The sequence below is a fragment of the Guyparkeria halophila genome (genome assembly GCF_034479635.1).
GTDB classification, from domain to species: Bacteria; Pseudomonadota; Gammaproteobacteria; order Halothiobacillales; family Halothiobacillaceae; genus Guyparkeria; species Guyparkeria halophila.
This window is the reverse complement of the sequence record NZ_CP140153.1, coordinates 721,466-737,792: the sequence shown is the minus strand read 5'-3', so window position 1 is coordinate 737,792 and position 16,327 is coordinate 721,466. Positions and strand designations below refer to the sequence as shown.

The window sequence follows — 16,327 nt, the reverse complement described above, 5'->3', positions numbered from 1 at the left end:
CCCTCCACCGACCGGGTCAGAAACCCAGGCTGGCGAGTAGATCGTCGACGTCGTCCTGATTCTTGACCACGTTGTCGCCCGCGTGGGGCAACTGCGGCCCGACGCCATCCTCGGCACGCTCGGCCGGGGCGGTCTTGCCGTCCCCTCCCTTGGCGTTGCGAACCGGCGCGGTGATCTGCAACAGCCCGACCAGCTTTTCCTCGAGCTGCTCGAGCAGGTCGATCACTCGCATCAGCAGTTGACCGGACAGATCCTGAAACTCCTGGGCCATCATGATCTCGGTGAACTGACCCTTGAGCTGCTCGCCACAGCGGGTGGTCGAATCCAGGTAGCGGGTCATCGAGTCGACCACGCCACTCAGACGGGCGTTATCGGCCTCGCTGGCGGCGACTTTAGCCAACTCGTCCTTGAGCCGCTGCGAGCGCTCGACGATCTGCTCGGCCGTGGGCGTGGCCTCTTCGGTGACCGTCAAGGTGCGTGTCGCCGCCTGCTCGGTCAGGGTTATCACGTAACGCAGGCGATCACGCGCGTCCGGCATCTCGTCTTCGGCCAGTGCCCCGAGACGCTCGTCCTCGGCAAAGCTCCTGAGGGTGTCGTGCACCTCGCGCGTCATCCGACCGACCTCGTCGAAGATGTTGCCCGAGTAGGCCGCCGTGAGCTCACCGATCAGCTGCGCCTCGCTCGGCGAATCCTCGTTCTCGATCGCCTCGACCAAGGCGCGGGCGTCGGCCAATCGCTTTTCGCGGCCGACCACCGGCTGGAAATCCTGTTCGTCTGCTTGAGTCATCCCGCGCCCCTATGATTCGACGCGTTCGAAGATCTTGTCGATCTTCTCCTTGAGCGTGGCCCCGTTGAACGGCTTGACGATATAGCCGTTCACGCCCTCCTGGGCGGCGAGCACGATCTGTTCCCGCTTGGCCTCGGCGGTCACCATGAGCACCGGCAGACTGGCGAGGTTCGGATCGGCACGGACCGCCCGCAGCAGGTCGATGCCGGTCATTCCCGGCATGTTCCAGTCGGTCACGAGGAAATCGAAATTGCCCTGCCTGAGCAGTGGCAGTGCCGTCTGGCCATCATCGGCCTCCTCGAGGTTGGTGAAGCCAAGCTCCTTGAGGAGGTTCTTGATGATCCGGCGCATCGTGGAGAAATCATCCACCACGAGGATCTTCATGTTTCGGTCCATTTTCGCCCCTGGGATCGTTTGTCAGTACCAGGCAGGTTGCCTTGTTCGAACGTGGGTATGAGGGTCTATCGGCGCCGACCGGAAAAGATTGAGCCTTTTCCGCACCCGGCGCCCTATTTCCAGGCGTTCATCGCGGTCTTGAGCCGCATGATCGCCTTGTTGTGAATCTGACAGACGCGCGACTCACTGACGCCGAGCACCGCGCCAATCTCTTTCTGGTTGAGTTCCTCGACATAGTACAGGGACATCACCAGTCTTTCCCGCTCCGGCAACTCATCGATGCAATCGGCCAGGTCGCGCTGGAAATGATCCTCGGCCAGCGCTTCGTCGGGTTGCTGGCTGTTGGGATCGGCAATGTCGAAGGTCTCGTTTTCCGCCTCGCCGCCGTGATCCAGCGAGCCCACATGGACCGAGGAGGAATCACTGATGGCGGCATGGTACTCGTCGAGGGTGATGCCCATGCGCTCGCAGACCTCGGCGTCTCGCGCCTCGCACCCGGTGTCGGCCTCGATGGCGGCCACCGTCTGCGCGATTTCCCGCTGGCGCCGATAGACCGAGCGCGGCGCCCAGTCGTTGCGACGCACCTCGTCGAGCATCGCGCCGCGTATGCGCAAGCCCGCGTAGGTCTCAAACGAGGCCCCCTTGTCGCCATCGAACAGACGGGCGGCATCGAGCAGCCCGACCATGCCCGCCTGAATCAGATCCTCGGCCTGCACATGGGAGGGCAGCCGCCCGAGCAGGTGAAAGGCCACCCGCTTGACGAGGTCCGCGTGCTTGGCCACCAGGGCTTCGGTCGATCCGGCCTGAACGTTCTGATACATGGCGCGTGCATTCATAACAGGTTCTCGGGGTCCAGCTCGGCGTTGTTCACCAGTCGCTCGACGAAAAACTGCAACTGCCCCTGCGGTCCGCGCGGCACCGGCCACTGATTGACCTTGTCCGCCATCGCCGTGAACGCCCGCGTCGACTTCGCGCCGCCGTAGAGCTGCACGACGGTCTTCTGACGCTGCACGGCCCGGCGCAGGTAATCGTCGAACGGCACCGAGCCCATGTGGGTGAGCGTCACATCGAGAAAGCGCTTGGCCGCTACCGAGAGTTTCTCGAACAGACGCCGGCCCTCGGCGGCATCACGCACCATGTTCGCCACCACGTGGAACCGCGTGACGTCGTGTTCGCGCGAGAGCACCTTGATCACGGCGTAGGCGTCGGTGATCGAGGCCGGCTCGTCGCAGACCACCACCACGACCTCGTTGGCCGCCTCGGCGAAGCGCACCACCGAATCGGCGATGCCCGCGGCCGAGTCGACCACCAGGGTGTCGACCGGCCAGCGCATGCCGGAGAAGGCCGAGATCAGCCCGGCGTTCTCGGCGGCCGTCAGGCCGGCCATGCTGGCCACCCCGCTGGCTGCCGGCAGGATGCCGATGCCTTCGGGGCCTTCGAGCATGATCTCGTCAAGCGTGGCCTCGCCGGACAGCACGTGGGACAGATTGCCCCGGGACTGTAGACCAAGCAGCACGTCGACGTTACCCAGCCCCAGGTCGGCATCCATCAGCACCACCCGCTCGCCGCCGCGCGCCAGGGCCACGGACAGGTTCACCGACACGTTGGTCTTGCCCACACCGCCCTTGCCGCTGGTCACGGCAATCACCCGCACCGGGCGATTGGCATTGGCATGGCGCGCGCCGTCGGCCTGGTCGTGGCCGCTAATGGTGGGCTGCATTGTCATCCGGCTTGATTGAGCATCCACAGCGGATCATCCCGGTCGGTGTGTTCGAGTTGCGATTGCCCCATTTCCAGGGCCTGCTTGATCAGGTCGGCGGCCTTCGGGAACCAGAGATCTTCCGGGACGCGCTGACCGACGCCCGCGCAAACCAGCGGCAGGCGACGCGGCTCGCCGTCGGCGCCGGCCAGCGGACGCACCAGGGCGGCCAGTCCGCCGCCAAGCAGGACGGTCTCGTCGAGCTTGGTCAACACGGTGCCGTGCAGCGGCAGGCCGGCAAAGCGTTTCTTGACGTCCTCGAGTGCCGGGTACTGGGCATTGGCCGACAGTACCAGCAGCAGCTTGACCGCCTCGCCGGCCCCCATCAGGGCCTCGAGTTTCTGCATCATGCGGAAATCGCGCTGCGACATCCCGGAGGTGTCGATCAGTACCAGATGCCGGTCGGACACGGCCTCGAGCAACTGCGCCAGATGTGTCTCGTCACGGGCGATATGCAGCGGCACATTAAGGATACGCGCGTAGTTGCGCAACTGCTCCTGGGCGCCGATGCGAAAGCGGTCGGTGCTGATCAGCGCCACCGAGTCTCGACCGCGATGCAGGACCGCGCGGGCGGCCAGCTTGGCGAGCGTGGTGGTCTTGCCCACCCCGGTCGGGCCGACGAAGGCGTAGGTACCGCCGGCCTCGACCGGGTCATCGGCACGATGCTCGAGCTGCTCGCCCAGCATCTTGAGTGCCTCGACGAAGGCGCGATCAGGCGCCGCCTGGGCCGCGGCCCGACCCAGATCGCGCGCCAGCCCCGTCGGCAGGCCGATGTCCTGCAGGCGTTGCACGGTGGAGACCTCGGCGGGATGAGCCTGGCTGAAACGGTGCCATTCCATGACCGACAATTGCCGCTCGAACAGGTCGCGCAACTGCGCCACTTCCTCGGTCAGCGTCGACAGGCGCCCCTCGGCCGCGCCCTGATCCTCGACCAGCCAGTCCCAGTGCGATGGCGTTCGATTGGACGCGCGGGCGGCCGGCTCCTCGGCCACATCCTCCGCCGTGGAGTCGGTCGATGGGCTGGACAGCTGCTCGCTCCAGGCGGCCAGTGCCTCGGAGAAGGCCGCACGATCGTCTTCGGTCTCCCCGCTATCGGTCGACGCCCCGTTTTCGCTCGCTGCGGCGGACTCCACCGATTCGGCACGCCGGCTGCGCTCGGCCAGCATCTCGGCGGTGGTCTTCGGCGCGGCCTCTTCGGCCTCGGCCGGCTCGGGCTCGTCGGCAACAGGTTGCGGCGGGGGCGGCGTCTTGCGCGGCTCCGTCTTGCGCTCGGCACTGGCGGTCCGCCGATCCGAACCGCCGGCGATCCGGCTGGCCGACTGCTGGGCGGCCGCCAGCTGGATCGCCTTTTCGTCGAAATCCATCGCGGCAATCACCTCCACCCCACCGGAGACCGGCTTGTTGGAGAGGATGACGGCCTCGTCACCGAACACGCGCCGTACCTGGCGCATGGCCTCGCGCATGTCACTGGCGATGATTCGCTTGATTTTCATGTATCCACCAGACCCTTAACGGTTGGGTTGTCGGGTCGAGTCGTCAGCCATCGTTCTGGTTGCCGACGCTCGCCACCACGCGTATTTCCTTGTTGTCCGGTATCTCGTGATAACTCAGCACGCTGAGCGTCGGGATCGAGTGCCGGACCATGCGCGAGAGCCAGCTGCGAATCTGGGGAGCCACCAGGAGAATGGCCGGCTTGCCACTCTGCTCCTGACGCTCGGCCGCGTCCTTGAGCGACTTGTGCAGCCGCTCGGCCAGGCCGGGCTCGATTCCGGGGGCCTGATTCCCGCGCTGGGTACTATTAAGCAAGAGCTGTTCCAACTGCGGATCGAGCGTGATGACGGGCACGGTCGGCGCCAAGCCGTTGATGTGTTGGACGATCATCCGACCCAGGGCCATGCGCACGCTCTCCGTCAATTCCCCGACGTCCTGGGTGCGCTGCCCCTGGATCGTCAAGGTTTCGGCAATCGTGCGGATGTCGCGGATCGGAATCCGCTCGGCGAGCAACTGCCCCAGCACCTCGACGATGGTGGTCATCGGCAGGGTCTTGGGCACCAGGTCCTCGACCAGCTTCGGGCTGCTCTGCTTGAGCGTGTCGAGCAGCTGCTGGGCCTGCTCGTAGCCGAACAGGTCGGCGGCGTTGTCGCCCAGGATCTGGGACAGGTGAGTGGCGACCACCGTGGCCGGGTCGACCACGGTGTAGCCGAGCGCCTGGGCCTCTTCCTTCTGGCCGCGATCGATCCAGTAGGCCTTCAGGCCGAAGGCCGGATCGGTGGTCTGGATCCCCTTGATATCACCGGAGACCTGGCCCGGATTGATGGCCATGTCGCGGTCGGGGAAGATCTCGGCGGTGCCGATCGGCACGCCATTGAGGCTGATGCGGTACTCGTTGGGCTTGAGGTCGAGGTTGTCACGGATGTGCACCGTCGAGATCAGAAAGCCCAGGTCCTGCGAAAGCTTCTTGCGCACGCCCTTGATGCGCGGCATCAACTGGCCACCCTGGTTGCGATCGACCAGCGGGATCAGCCCGTAGCCGACCTCCAGGCCGATCAGGTCCACCGGTGGCACGTCGTCCCAGGTCAATTCCTTGACCTCGGGCTTGGCCTGAGCCGGCGCGGCCTCGGCGGCGGCCTGCTCGGCGGCCTCGGTCGCCTGGCGCCGCGAGACCAGCCAGGCGCCGCCACCGGCCAGAACCGCCAGGCCGAGGAAGGCGGCGTTCGGCATCCCGGGCACCAGGCCGAGGCCGGCCATCAGGCCTGCGGCCACGCCCAGCACGCGCGGGTCGGAGAACATCTGCCGCTGGACCTGCTTGCCCATGTCCTCCTTGGAGGCGGTGACCCGCGTGACGATGATCGCGGTGGCGGTCGAGATCAGCAGCGAGGGGATGGTGGCGACCAGGCCGTCGCCGATGGTCAGCAGGACGTAGGTCTCGGCGGCACTCCCGAACGGCATGCCGTGCTGGGCGACGCCGATCAGCAACCCGCCGATCACGTTAATGAACACGATCAGGATGCCGGCGATAGCATCACCGCGCACGAACTTCGAGGCACCATCCATCGAGCCGTAGAAGTCGGCCTCGGACGCGATTTCCTCGCGTCGATCCCTTGCCTGTTCCTGGTTGAGGATGCCGGCATTCAGGTCGGCATCGATCGCCATCTGCTTGCCGGGCAACGAGTCGAGCGTGAAGCGGGCGGACACCTCGGAGACCCGCCCGGCACCCTTCGTGATCACCACGAAGTTGATCACCATCAGGATGATGAACACCACCAAGCCGACGGCGTAGTTGCCACCAATGACGAAGTTGCCGAAGGCCTCGATGACGCTGCCCGCGGCTCCCGGACCTTCATGGCCGTTGAGCAGCACCACCCGGGTGGAGGCGACATTGAGCGCCAGGCGCAACAGGGTCGCGATCAGGATGACCGTCGGGAAAATGGCGAAATCCAGCGGTTTGCCCACGTAGAGCACCACCATCAGGATGATCAGCGACAGGGTGATATTGAAGGTGAACAGCGCATCCAGACCCAACGGCGGCAGCGGCACGATCACCATCGCCAGCAGCATGATGATCATCACCGGCGGCCCGATCCCCTGCCCGCGGTACTGACGCAGGCTGTCGCCGAGGCGGGCGAAACTGAAGTTGTTCAGGCTGGGTTTCATTGGGGCGCGTTCTTCTTGGCTGCGGTTGCGTTAGGGGTCAGGCGTCGAGGGACCTGGCCCGGTTCATTCGGCGGCCGGCACATCGAAGCCATCCGGCACCTCGGGCTCGGGACGTCCCGGCGTTTCACCGGTGCCGCGCGCGGCCTGCTTGAGCTGGTAGACATAGGCCAGTACCTGGGCCACCGCGGTGTAGAGCGCGGCGGGGATCACCTCGTCGATCTCGACATGCGTATACAAGGCCCGTGCCAATGGCGGGGCCTCGAAGATCTCGACCCCGTGAGAGGCGGCGATCTTGCGCAGGTTGAGCGCCATCTCGTCGACCCCCTTGGCCACCACCATCGGCGCGCCGACACCCTCGGCGTCGTACTTGAGCGCGACGGCATAGTGGGTCGGGTTGGTGACCACCACGTCGGCCTCGGGCACCGCTTCCATCATCCGGCGTTGCGACATCTGCATCTGGGTCTGGCGGATACGCTGCTTGATCTCGGGCCGCCCTTCGACGTCCTTGTGCTCGTCCTTGACCTCCTGGAAGGTCATGCGCTGCTGCTTGTTGTGGTTCCAGATCTGAAAGGGCACGTCCACCAGCGCCACCAGCAGCAGCCCGAAGGACACGGCCAGGAACCCCCAGCCGATCAGCCAGCCGGCATGGGCCAGGGCGGCATCGAACGGCTGCAGACCCAGACTCAGCACCTCGGGCTCGAAGGCCAGGAACACCGCCACACCGATCGCGGCAATCAACGTGAACTTCGCGAAGGTCTTGCCCAGTTCCATCAACGCCTGGACACCGAAGATGCGCTTGAGGCCGGAAATGGGATTCATCTTGGACAGCTTCGGCGCCATCGCCTGGGTGGAGAAGTTCCAGCCGCCCACGGCAAGCGTGGCGGCAATCGCGAGCACGATCGTGGCGAAAAAGAGCGGCACAAAGGAAATAAAGCCGTTGGCGAAGGCGTTCGCCAGACGCGAGAACATCGCCGCCTGATCGAAGACGTCCGAGCGCGAGATGATGAACGAGTCGCGCACGACCTCGGCCAGCCCCAGCATCATCTGGCCACCGAACACCAGGAACACGACCGCCGAACCGACGGTCAGCAGAAACGAATTGAGCTCGCGCGAGCGGGCGACCTGGCCCTTCTCGCGGGCGTCGCGTAATCGTTTCTCGGTCGGTTCTTCGGTCTTCTCCTGGCCGTTCTCGTTCTCTGCCACCCACTCACCTCAGGATTTCCGTGATCAGCACGAACGACTGATGCACGAACTGTTCCACGTTCGGGAACCAGAGGGGAGCGGCAAGGAACAACACGAAGAAGCCGATCATCAGGGTGGCCGGGAAACCCACCGAGAAGATGTTCATCTGCGGCGCGGCCCGCGTGATCACGCCCATGGCGAGGTTCACCATCAGCAAGGTGGTCACCACCGGCAACGCGACCAACACCGCGTTGATGTACATCTGCTGACCGAACCAGGCGATCGCACGGAAGTCTTCGGCCGTCAGCCCCACGGGCGAGACCGGCAGGATGGTGAACGAGTCCGCCAGCATCTTGACGATCATCGCCGGCACGTTGAGCGCCACCATCAGCAAGGTGACCACGATGGTCAGAAACTGCGAGATCAGCGGCACGCTGACGCCGTTCTGCGGATCGACGGTCTGGGCGAAACCCAGGCCCATGCTCATCGCAATCGACTCGCCGGCGACCACGAACGCCGAGATGACCAGGTTGAGGATGAAGCCCATGGCCACGCCGATGAGGATCTGCTGGACGATCATGGTGATCCCGGCGATCGACAGCGGATCGACCGCCGGGATCTCGGGCACCATCGGCGTGATCACCAGCGAGACCGCCAGCGCGATCAACAGCCGGATGCGCACCGGCAGGGACTGCGAACCGAAGATCGGCGCGACCATGAGCATCGCCCCGACCCGCACCAGCACCCACAGGTAGGTGGCGGTCCAGCCAAGGATCTGCTCGATCGCCAACTCCAAGGCGGGGGCCTCAGGCGATCAGCGAGGGGATGTTGTGAAACAGCCGCTCGGTGAAATCGACGATCACCTGCAACATCCAGGGGGCGGCCAGCAGGATGGCGACCACCACCGCGATCATCTTGGGGATGAAGCTCAGGGTCATCTCGTTGATCTGCGTGGCCGCCTGGAACATGCCAATCAAAAGACCCACCGCCAGCGCGGTGAGCAGGATGGGCATCGAGAGGTACAGGATGACCATCAATGCCTGGCGGGTGAGATCGATGACGGTATCCGGGCTCATGGCCTATCCCCCCATGTAGAAGCTAGAGGCGAGCGTGCCCATCAGCAGCGCCCAGCCATCGACAAGCACGAACAGCATGATCTTGAACGGCAGGGACACGATCATCGGCGAGAGCATCATCATGCCCATCGACATCAGCACCGAGGCAACCACGAGATCGATGATCAAAAACGGGATGAAGATCAGAAAACCGATCTGGAACGCGGTCTTGAGCTCCGAGGTGACGAAGGCGGCCATCAGCACCGTCAGCGGCACGTCCTCGGGCGTCTCGAAGTCGGGGTAGTCACCGATCTCCTGGTAGAGGGCGATGTCGCTCTCGCGCGTCTGGTTGAGCATGAAGGTGCGCAGCGGTTGCGAGGCGCGATCGATCGCCTCCATCGCGCCGATCTCCTCGGCCATGTAGGGACCGATCCCCTCGTCATAGGCCGTCTGGAACACCGGCGCCATGATAAACAGCGTCAGAAAAAGCGCGAGACCCAGCAGGATCTGGTTCGACGGCGTCTGCACGGTACCCAGCGCCTGGCGCAGCAGGGCCAGCACGATGATGATCCGCGTGAACGAGGTCATCATCAGCAACAGCGACGGCAGCAGGGTCAGCACCGTCATCAGGGCGAGGATCTGCAGCGTGAGACTGTATTGCGTCTCGCCATTCTCGCCCTCGGTCAGGGTGACCGCCGGCAGCCCCGGTTCGGCGAACACCGGCAGACTGATCGCCAGCAGACCCAATCCCAACAGCAATGCCGACATCAGCCGCCTGGAGACGTTAGCCCTCATTTGAGCCTCCCTTGCCCCCCTGACCGCGTCGGCCGAAGCGAGCCGCCAGTTGTTCCTGGAAGGCCTCGCCGAAACTCGGGTTCTGCCCGTCGCGCCGCCGGGGCTCGAGAGGCGGGTCGACCCAGCCGAGCGACTCGATCGCCCCCTGGCTGACGCCGACCAGCATCTGCCGATCACCCACCGCGACCAGCAGGATGCGCTCGCGCGGGCCGATCGACATCTGGGTGAGCACCTGCATCGGGTAATTGCCTGCCCGGGCATCCAGTCGACCGACGCGCTTGATCACCCATACCAGCGCGAACATCAGGACCAGGACCAGGACCAGGCTCACCACCAGCTTGAGCAGGTAGCTCGGCGCCAACGGATCGATGGCCTCGGCCGCCACGACCGGGCCGGCCATCACCAACAGCATCAGGGGAAGGAGCGCGCGCATCATCAACGCAGCTTGCGCAGGCGCTCGGCCGGGCTGATCACGTCGGTCAGGCGGATGCCGAACTTCTCGTTGATCACCACCACCTCGCCCCGCGCGATCAGCGTGCCGTTGACCAGCACGTCGAGCGGCTCGCCGGCCAGTCGGTCGAGTTCGACGATCGAGCCCTGGTTTAGCTGGAGCAGGTTACGGATATTGATCGCGGTACGACCGATCTCCATCGAGATATTGACCGGCACGTCCATGATGACGTCGAAATTGACCGGGTTCTCGTCATCGTCGGGATGGCCGCCCTCGCTGAACTGCTCCATGCCGACCGCCTGGGCCTGGGCATCACCACCCGGATCGTCTTCCGTGTCGCCCTGTTCGGCCATGGCCGCCGCCCAATCGTCATCGGTGGACTTGTCGGATTCTTCAGCCATCGTCTTTATCTCCTGATTGGTTCACCCCGGGGATCTGCGCCCGCAGGATCTCGTTGGGATGCGCTGCCCGCTCGAGCCGCTCGGGCACCGGTTCCTCGACCCGGATCGCCTTGTTGCCCTTGAAGACGCCCATCTTGCCGCGATAAAGGGGCAGGCCGTCGGAGGCGAGCGTGGAATACTCCGGCATCTCGAAGGGAATCACCTGACCCACCTCCATGTGAGCGACGTCCTTGAGCGACATGCGAACGTCGGCCAGATGCGCGGTCATCTCGACCTCGGCAAAACCCAGTTCGCGCTTGAGCGCCTTGGTCCAGCGTTCGTCGACCTCCAGCCGGTCGCCCTGCATGCCGCCATCGAGCAGATCGCGGATCGGCTCGATCATCGAGTAGGGGACCACGAAGTCGAACTTGCCCGAACCGCCCTCGACCTCGATGCGGAAGCTCGAGACCACCACCACCTCGGTCGCCGAGACGATATTCGCCAGCTGCGGGTTCATCTCGTGGCTGACGGTCTCGAACATGATCGGGTAGATGCCCGCCCAGGCGTTCTGCATCTCTTCGGTGGCCTGCTCGAGCACCCGCTTGATCACCCGCAGCTCGGTGGGGGTGAAGTCGCGCCCTTCGATCTTGGCGTGCATGCCGAACCCGCCGAAGAAGTTGTCGACCAGCGAGAAGACCAGCCGGGACTCCATCATGAACATCCCCAATCCCTTGAGCGGACGCACGTGCATCAGCGTCATCGAGGTGGGAACGAACAACGTGTGGATGTATTCCGAGAACTTGGTCATCTCCACGCCCTCGATCGAGATCTCGACCGAGCGACGCAGCATGGAGACCAGCCGGATACGCAGGCTGCGCGCGAAACGCTCGTTGAGCATCTCCAGGGTCGGCAACCGGCCCCGGACGATACGTTCCTGGGTGGTGAGGTCGTACGACTTGGCCTGATCGGGATCACCGACCCCCTGCTCGGTCTCGACGTCGCCCTCGTCGACGCCATTCAACAGCGCGTCGATCTCGTCCTGGGAGAGGATGTCGGCTTCAGACATAAGTGCCTCGCGCCCGTTGGCCCTGTGGCTGCGACTCCTGGCGCATCACTGCATCAGGAGCTTGGTGAAATAGACATTTTCGACCGGCTGCTCGAGCTCGCTGCCGTCCTCGAGGATCCGGTTGATCTCTTCGCTCAACGTCTCCTGCAGCGCCTCCTTGCCGGCACGCGTACGCAATTCGGCCGAGTCGACGTCACTCAGCACCAGCATCACGTCATTGACGATCCGCGAACGCTGCGTCTTGATCAGCTCCTCGACCTTCGGGGCACGGGTGACCAGATCGAGCTGCACCTGCAGCACGTTGGCGTCGTTGGGCTTGCTCAGGTTGACCGTGATGGGATCGCCCAGCGAGACGGTGATCGGGGGCCCCTTGGGCTCCTCGACCTCCTCGCTCTGCTCGGCGGTCTCTTCACCCTTGCCGGCCGCCTTGTCGTCGTCACCGGTAAGCAACAACGTGGTCACCACGCCACCGATCGCCAGGATCACGACGATCAACACCGCCAGCAGGATCACGATCAGCTTGTTGCCACCCTTCTTTTCCGTGGCTGCCTCGTCGCCTTCGGCCATTTCCCGCACCTCGTCTCGTTTTCGGGGTTCGCCCCGAGCCCGGGGCCTGTGCTGTTCAATTGCAAACGTCCGCGATTCTCACGTGTTTGGCGGTGTTTTGCCACTCCCCTGCCCGATACCGGGCGCGCGTCAGGCCAATCGACCCAACCGACGGTTGGCGCCGCCAGTGGTGCCGCCAGGCTCGACGTTGCCGTACAACGCCTGGTCGGTACGGCGGAACCAGTCATCCGCGTCTTCCCCCTTGCGGAACTGGGCCATCCCGATACGCGCCTTGAGCGGCACCCATTCACCGCCGGGTTCCCGCATCGGATGGTCACGAAACCAGTCGAGCAAACGCGTTCCCAGACGTCGTGCGCCCTGATACGGGGTTTCGGGCAGGATCACCACGAACTCGTCCCCGCCGAGGCGATAGGCACTGTCGGTTTCCCGCAGGCAGCGATCCAGCCCCTCGGCGACGCGGGCCAGCGCCCGGTCACCGACGTCATGGCCGTAGGTATCGTTGATCGCCTTGAAGCGCGTCATGTCCAGGATCAGCAGGCTTGCCTGGCCACCATATCGCGCCACTCGGGCATGCACCGCCTTGAGCTCCAGATCGAAGGCCCGCCGGTTCTTCAATCCAGTCAATGCATCGTGTTCGGCGGCAATCAGGGCATGTTCGAGCATGCGCAGGTTGCGCAGCGGGTAGGCAACCACGGACAGCATCTCGCGCAACTGGACCAGCTCGTCCTCAGCGACCGGGCGACGACTGTGCAGGCGCAGCCGACCGAAGGGACGATCGTCGAGCGACAAGGCGACGGGGATGGTGTGCTCGGACGGCTCACAGATCGTGCCGCAATAGCGCTCATCATCCACCTGCCAGGAAATTGACGTCACCGCCAGCAGTCCTTCGACATGGGTGCGGATCGTGTCGAGTGCCACCCCGACATTCACGCAACGCAACAACGCCTCGAGCAGCGCCTGTCCGCGCTCACCCGGTGCCTCGGCCGCGGCGTGGCGGGCGAATGACAGCCGATGGGAGACGGAAGCACTCAGGCCGGAAGGCGGCTGGCCGCAAAGTGATTCGTCGCTGGTGAGGTAATAGGCCATGCGGTTAAACCCCCGTGTCTGGCCAACGAGATGGCCATCGGTTTGGACCGTCGCGGCGGCCACCATCGGCTCGCCGCGTCAATGACCTACGGGCTATGCAGCATGCGTGCCAATCATGGCTCTCTTACGCCAATCGAATCCCTCGCCTAGCGGTAACATGGCGCTCAGGACTCCTTGCGACGCGCCAACACCTCGGCGTAGACGGCGTTGCGGGCCAGCGAGGTCGTTCTCGAGACGACCCGGGCGATGGTCTTGGGTGCGACGCCTTCCTCGATCAGCGCCGATATCAAGGCCTCGGCCTCGGCGGCCGGGGCATCCGCCCGCTCCTCGGCCGGGGCCACCATCAACACGAATTCACCTCGGGCGGGGATCTCGCCAGCGGCCAACCGCTCGACGAGGTCGTCGAGCGAGCCGTGGGCAAACTGCTCGAAGCGCTTGGTCACCTCGCGGGCCAGCACGGCCGAACGCGCCCCACCCAGGCGATCGGCGGCCGCGGCCACGCTCTTGACGATCCGGTGAGGCGCCTCGTAGAACACCAGGGTGGCCTCGACACCGGCCAAGCGATCGAGGCGATCTCGCCGCGCCTTGTCCTGGGCTGGCAGAAAGCCCTCGAACCAGAAGGGCCGGGCCGGCAGGCCGGCGGCCGACAGCGCCGCGATCACCGCCGAGGCCCCGGGCACCGGCACCACCGGCACCCCCGCCTCGGCCAGCACCGCGACCAGCACCTCGCCCGGGTCGCTGATCGCCGGCGTACCCGCATCGCTGATCAGGGCCGCGGCTTGCCCTTCCCCCAGCCGGCGACGAATCGCCTCGCTCGCACCGCGTTCGTTGTGCTCGTGCAAGGCGACCAGCTCCTTGCGCACCCCGAGGTGATCAAGCAGAACCCGCGCGTGACGGGTGTCCTCGCAGGCGATGAAATCCACCCCCTTGAGTACCGACACCGCCCGTTCGCTGATATCGGCGAGATTGCCGATCGGCGTGGCAACCACATAGAGATGGCCGGGCTCGACCCAACGGCCGCCAGTTTCACTCGCTGGCCGCGACCCCGCATTCGGACTGGACATTTGGTTATACTCACTCACGATTTTTCGTTTTCCTCGACCCGGCTCGATCGAACGAACCGCCGCCCCGGCGGTCCACCTCGACCGGAAGTCAGAACCGAACACCCCGGACTTCATCCGGGTCACGTTACCGGAGACGGACCGCATGCCGACACGCCCAAGCCCGCTCGCCCATTCCGTCACGCGGCTGGCCCTGTTGGCCACCTTGCTGACTTTGGGCGGCTGCGCCCAGATGGCCACCTCGCCGCAGGACGACCAACGCCAGGCCGCCCAGGTCGAGATCGACCAGGCCATCAGCGCCGAGGACCCGGCCGCTCTTGCCCGGGCACGGATGGCGCTGTCGCAGACCCTCGCCGGGGCCGCCCGCGCCGAGCAGGAACTCAACGCGCTGGAAACGGCGATCGACGCCCATGAACTGGAACTGGCCCGCGCACTTTATCAGCAGGCCGACACCCAGGCGCGCTGGGACACCATCAATTCCCGCCGGGCGGGCATCGCCCGCGGACTGGGCGAATGGAGCAGTGGCAATCCCGAACAGGCCCGACGCACCATCCACCGCCTCCCGCTGCCACTGGACCCCGACAGTGAACGCCGTCGCCTGATCCTGCTGGGCGCGCTCGAGGCCGAACTCGGCAATCCGCTGACCGCCGCTCGCTACTATGACGCCGTCGATGAGCGCCTCGACGACAATGCGCGGGAAACGAACCACGCCCGGCTGTGGAATCTGCTGACCGAGGTGCCGGCCGACCAGTTGCGCCGCGAGGCCGAACAGACCGGCAACCGCCAGTTTGCCGGCTGGCTGGAGCTGGCACTGACCTACCGCCAGCAACCGGGCCAGATCGATCGCTGGACTGCCAGCCACCGGGGGCATCCGGCCATCGAGAGCGGCCTGGTGGCAATGCTCGGGGCCACCGAACCCATGGGTCAACTGACGGCGCCGTCCCAGACGGGCCCGGTCGGAGTCCTGTTGCCCGAGGGCGAACGCTATGCCGGCATCACCCGCGAGATCCGCGCCGGCATCGAATACGCCCGCGACAACGGCGCCCTCGGCGGCCGGGAAGTGCTCTTCTACGACTCGGGCAGTGATCGCATCGGCGCCAGTGCCGCGATCGAACAGGCCCAGCGGGCTGGCGTGGCACTGATCATCGGCCCGTTGCTCAAGGAACAACTGGGCGCCCTGGCGGCCCTGCCGCCCGGTGGACCGCTGGCAATCGCCCTCAATTCGGCCCCGGCCGGCGACTCGCTTCCCGGCGGTGTCGTGAGCTTCTCGCTGTCACCGGAACAGGATGCGGTCGCCGTCGCGCAGCGCATGTGGACTGACGGCCATCGGCGCGCGGCGATCTTCTCGGCCGACCATCAGCTGGGTGAGCGCACCCGCGAGGCATTCGCCAACGAGTTCGAACTGCTCGGCGGCGAGGTGGTCGACCGCGCCCGATTCGCCTCCGGCCAGACGGATTTCTCCGGTGAACTGCGCACCCTGCTGCGAGTCCGCACGAAATCCGACGACGGACCGTTCCAGCCCATCATCCGTGATGACCTTGATGCCATCTTTCTCGCCGCCAGCGGCGACGAGCTGGCCCTGGTGGTTCCCCAACTCGACTACTTCGGCGCCGAAGAGCTGCCGCGTTACGGCCTGGGCCTGGCCTACAACGGCAACCGCGACCCACGGGGCGATGCCGACAAGAATGGCGTGATCATCCCGATCGCCCCGCTGTTGCTCGCCGGCACGGCGGGCCCCGAGAACCCGCTGCGCATCACCTATGAACGGGCTCAACTAGCCGGCCCATTGCCCCGCCTGTTCGCCTTTGGCGCCGACGCGGCGGCCCTGGCCGGACGCATGGAGATGCTCTTGCAGGGCGGGACGCTGGACGGGCTGACCGGCGAGCTGTCGGTTACGCCCACCGGGGTGGTCGAGCGCCAACCGCGCTGGGGCCAGTTCCGCCAAGGACTGATCCAGCCGGTCGATCCGGCACCGGGCGCGGCGCTGCCGGGGTCGCTGACCAGTCCGGCTCGACTGCCGGGGACCACGCCACCGGCCGGCCAGGACGCCAACGACCCCAGTCAGCCAACGTCGATGCCCTGACCCCC

Annotated in this window: 17 protein-coding genes; 1 reads left to right on the top strand and 16 read right to left on the bottom strand. The window is 65.5% G+C overall.

The features are described from left to right. Positions 1 to 16: 16 nt before the first annotated feature. From SR882_RS03390 to rsmI, 16 genes are all read right to left on the bottom strand, one after another. On the bottom strand, positions 17 to 787 hold the full coding sequence (locus SR882_RS03390; RefSeq protein WP_322521945.1) for a protein phosphatase CheZ: 771 nt from the start codon (positions 785 to 787) through the stop codon (positions 17 to 19). 9 nt (positions 788 to 796) lie between these two features. Continuing rightward, positions 797 to 1,183 carry a chemotaxis response regulator CheY gene (gene cheY, locus SR882_RS03385; protein WP_125198810.1) on the bottom strand — a complete coding sequence of 129 codons (387 nt, stop codon included), beginning with the start codon at positions 1,181 to 1,183 and terminating at the stop codon, positions 797 to 799. A gap of 113 nt (positions 1,184 to 1,296) precedes the next feature. Then, positions 1,297 to 2,019: an RNA polymerase sigma factor FliA gene (locus SR882_RS03380; protein ID WP_322521944.1), complete on the bottom strand. Its 723-nt coding sequence runs from the start codon at positions 2,017 to 2,019 to the stop codon at positions 1,297 to 1,299. Then, positions 2,016 to 2,903 (bottom strand): MinD/ParA family protein, encoded by an 888-nt coding sequence (locus tag SR882_RS03375; RefSeq protein ID WP_322521943.1) that lies wholly within the window; start codon positions 2,901 to 2,903, stop codon positions 2,016 to 2,018. The genes SR882_RS03380 and SR882_RS03375 overlap by 4 nt, the downstream gene beginning before the upstream one ends. 2 nt (positions 2,904 to 2,905) lie before the next feature. Continuing rightward, a complete protein-coding gene (gene flhF / locus SR882_RS03370) occupies positions 2,906 to 4,435 on the bottom strand; it encodes a flagellar biosynthesis protein FlhF (protein WP_322521942.1) in 1,530 nt (509 codons plus the stop codon). 43 nt (positions 4,436 to 4,478) lie between these two features. Continuing rightward, on the bottom strand, positions 4,479 to 6,509 hold the full coding sequence (flhA, locus tag SR882_RS03365; RefSeq protein ID WP_322522380.1) for a flagellar biosynthesis protein FlhA: 2,031 nt from the start codon (positions 6,507 to 6,509) through the stop codon (positions 4,479 to 4,481). 150 nt (positions 6,510 to 6,659) lie between these two features. Beyond that, complete coding sequence (gene flhB, locus SR882_RS03360) at positions 6,660 to 7,799, bottom strand: flagellar biosynthesis protein FlhB (RefSeq protein ID WP_322521941.1); 1,140 nt, start codon at positions 7,797 to 7,799, stop codon at positions 6,660 to 6,662. A 4-nt stretch (positions 7,800 to 7,803) separates the two neighbouring features. Beyond that, the gene (gene fliR / locus SR882_RS03355; protein WP_322521940.1) at positions 7,804 to 8,574 is read right to left on the bottom strand and encodes a flagellar biosynthetic protein FliR; all 771 of its coding nucleotides are present in this window, start codon (positions 8,572 to 8,574) and stop codon (positions 7,804 to 7,806) included. A 10-nt stretch (positions 8,575 to 8,584) separates the two neighbouring features. Beyond that, the gene (gene fliQ / locus SR882_RS03350; protein ID WP_322521939.1) at positions 8,585 to 8,854 is read right to left on the bottom strand and encodes a flagellar biosynthesis protein FliQ; all 270 of its coding nucleotides are present in this window, start codon (positions 8,852 to 8,854) and stop codon (positions 8,585 to 8,587) included. A gap of 3 nt (positions 8,855 to 8,857) precedes the next feature. Then, entirely contained in the window at positions 8,858 to 9,628 is a 771-nt protein-coding gene (gene fliP, locus SR882_RS03345; RefSeq protein ID WP_407653340.1) for a flagellar type III secretion system pore protein FliP, read from the bottom strand. Next, the gene (gene fliO, locus SR882_RS03340) at positions 9,618 to 10,064 is read right to left on the bottom strand and encodes a flagellar biosynthetic protein FliO (RefSeq protein ID WP_322521938.1); all 447 of its coding nucleotides are present in this window, start codon (positions 10,062 to 10,064) and stop codon (positions 9,618 to 9,620) included. Before fliO ends, fliP begins: the two co-directional genes overlap by 11 nt. Then, positions 10,064 to 10,480: a flagellar motor switch protein FliN gene (fliN, locus tag SR882_RS03335; protein ID WP_322521937.1), complete on the bottom strand. Its 417-nt coding sequence runs from the start codon at positions 10,478 to 10,480 to the stop codon at positions 10,064 to 10,066. The genes fliO and fliN overlap by 1 nt, the downstream gene beginning before the upstream one ends. Further along, a complete protein-coding gene (gene fliM, locus SR882_RS03330; protein WP_322521936.1) occupies positions 10,473 to 11,525 on the bottom strand; it encodes a flagellar motor switch protein FliM in 1,053 nt (350 codons plus the stop codon). The genes fliN and fliM overlap by 8 nt, the downstream gene beginning before the upstream one ends. A gap of 45 nt (positions 11,526 to 11,570) precedes the next feature. After that, entirely contained in the window at positions 11,571 to 12,092 is a 522-nt protein-coding gene (locus SR882_RS03325) for a flagellar basal body-associated FliL family protein (protein ID WP_322521935.1), read from the bottom strand. 129 nt (positions 12,093 to 12,221) lie between these two features. Beyond that, entirely contained in the window at positions 12,222 to 13,178 is a 957-nt protein-coding gene (locus SR882_RS03320; RefSeq protein ID WP_322521934.1) for a GGDEF domain-containing protein, read from the bottom strand. 164 nt (positions 13,179 to 13,342) lie between these two features. Next, positions 13,343 to 14,242 carry a 16S rRNA (cytidine(1402)-2'-O)-methyltransferase gene (gene rsmI, locus SR882_RS03315; protein WP_322521933.1) on the bottom strand — a complete coding sequence of 300 codons (900 nt, stop codon included), beginning with the start codon at positions 14,240 to 14,242 and terminating at the stop codon, positions 13,343 to 13,345. 142 nt (positions 14,243 to 14,384) lie between these two features. Between rsmI and SR882_RS03310 the strand changes: the two genes are divergently transcribed. Next, the gene (locus SR882_RS03310; protein WP_322521932.1) at positions 14,385 to 16,322 is read left to right on the top strand and encodes a penicillin-binding protein activator; all 1,938 of its coding nucleotides are present in this window, start codon (positions 14,385 to 14,387) and stop codon (positions 16,320 to 16,322) included. Positions 16,323 to 16,327: the final 5 nt, after the last annotated feature.